The following is a 1,747-nucleotide window of genomic DNA, read 5'->3' as shown; positions in this document are numbered from 1 at the left end:
TGGCATAGGGCCTCAGCCGCTCGATCGGCCACTGCTCGATGGCTTCCGGTGCGAACTGGATGGTCACGCTGCCCCCGCTGATCGACCTGGCTTCCGGACTCCGTTGCTGGACTCCGTTGGTTGGACCCTTGGCTGGATCCCCGGGATCCAGCTGGAGTCCACCCACTCAGACCCGCAACACGCACGCTTAATCAAAGGCTTACGCGGTCAGCCCGCTGGCTGGACTCCGGGGTGGCTTCCCAAAAAATCGGCCCTGTCACTAGCGATGCGCCGGGCTGCGCCCCCCAGCCATAGTTCAACGCCCCGGAAGGACCCGTGCCGAGCCCCGCCAGTGATCGATTGAAGTACTATAGCAGGCGCGCAAGCCTTTGAAAAGGCAAAGTAATTTTGCAATTCTACCTTTGTTTTCGCTCTGGTACGATGACGATGACTATTTAGCCGCATGCAGTGCGACCCTTAACAAGGGCTACCGACGTGGTCTTCCGCCGGCGTCCGCAATGGGTGGGAAACGGACTGGCAGGTTTCGGGCGGCTACTTCGGGAAAGCTGCCCTTCACCTGATCAACGACCTTCGGCAGGGAAGCGCCCCAGGGAGTGGCGGCAAGTAATCGAACTCTTACATGACCCCGGGCGGCCGATCAGTGAGCTGGCAGCCGCGGTGGAACGGGCGGCTGATGCTTCTCTCTCCCGGGCCGCTGATGATCCGGCATTCGTAGAGGCGTTCTATCGGCTGCTTCAGATCCCCGACGCGGTGAAGTCTTCCAATGTCCAGGAGAAGCTTGTAGGCCTTGGAATACACGTCCCGCTTTCCCCTACCCTCGACGATGTACTCGTCGGCTTTGATCAGGCGCTTGAGGTGGCGCGCAGGCGTCGCCAACGCGGCGTCACTGATTTCGGGCTGATTGCAAAAGCATCCGCGATCTCGGCTCTCAAGAGCCTCGTCCATGAACGTGCGCCCACATTATGGGAAGCAAGCGCCAAGGATGATCTGGCCACAATCGCCACCTTTGCCTCCACAAAGGGTTTTGGCGATCTTGCTCGCCGGTTCTTCACCAACATGCTGGAGAGCCACCTCAACTATTTCCTGGACCGTGAGACGCCGCGCCACATCGGCGTGGGGCGTCGCCTGAAATCGATCGGCGACCTGGCCTCCTTCGACCTGGCGATCCGCCGCCATTGCGAGGAGACCACTGTGATTATGCACCGCTTTGCCCAGGACTGGCTCGGCAAGAACCGCTTCCACCTCGGCAAGGAACTCGACCGCGAGGATGCCAGAGACTTCGCATCGTATGCGTTTGCGAAGATCAGGACGGAGATGTCGGCATGTGAATCGGCGTGCAATTTTGACCCCGTAGCTGGGAGGATCGGCGTCCAAAATTGACCCCCCTCATTCAGTCGATCAGCACTCATCCGTTTGTTTCGGCGAGCGGATGGAGAGGGGATGAAGTCAGTGGATACGATCGCCCGGGTCCGGCGTGCCTTCTATGTTCAAGGATGGTCGCTGAAGCGGATCAGCCGCGAGTTGCATGTGTCGCGCAACACGGTGCGCCGGATATTGCGGTCCGGCGAGACCTCCTTCTCCTACGAGCGTGAGCGTCAGCCGCAGCCGAAGATCGGGCCCTGGCAGGTGCAGCTTGATGCTCTGCTCGACGGCAACGACGCGAAGCAGAAGCGCGAGCGCCTGACGCTGATCCGCATCTATGAGGAACTGCGGGCGCTGGGCTACGAGGGCAGCTACGACGCGATCC

At 60.7% G+C, this 1,747-nt stretch carries 2 protein-coding genes; both read left to right on the top strand.

Annotated features, from left to right (window positions below):
- Nucleotides 1–474: 474 nt before the first annotated feature.
- On the top strand, nt 475–1,380 hold the full coding sequence (locus HUI96_RS28990; protein ID WP_210320380.1) for a hypothetical protein: 906 nt from the start codon (nt 475–477) through the stop codon (nt 1,378–1,380).
- 60 nt (nt 1,381–1,440) lie between these two features.
- On the top strand, nt 1,441–1,747 hold a 307-nt coding region (locus tag HUI96_RS28985), incomplete at its 3' end, for a helix-turn-helix domain-containing protein (RefSeq protein ID WP_188258166.1).

Source organism: Pseudaminobacter soli (ex Zhang et al. 2022), assembly GCF_014595955.1.
Lineage (GTDB): Bacteria > Pseudomonadota > Alphaproteobacteria > Rhizobiales > Rhizobiaceae > Kumtagia > Kumtagia pseudosoli.
The sequence above is the reverse complement of the archived record's forward strand: the minus strand, read 5'-3'. Positions and strand labels throughout refer to the sequence as shown.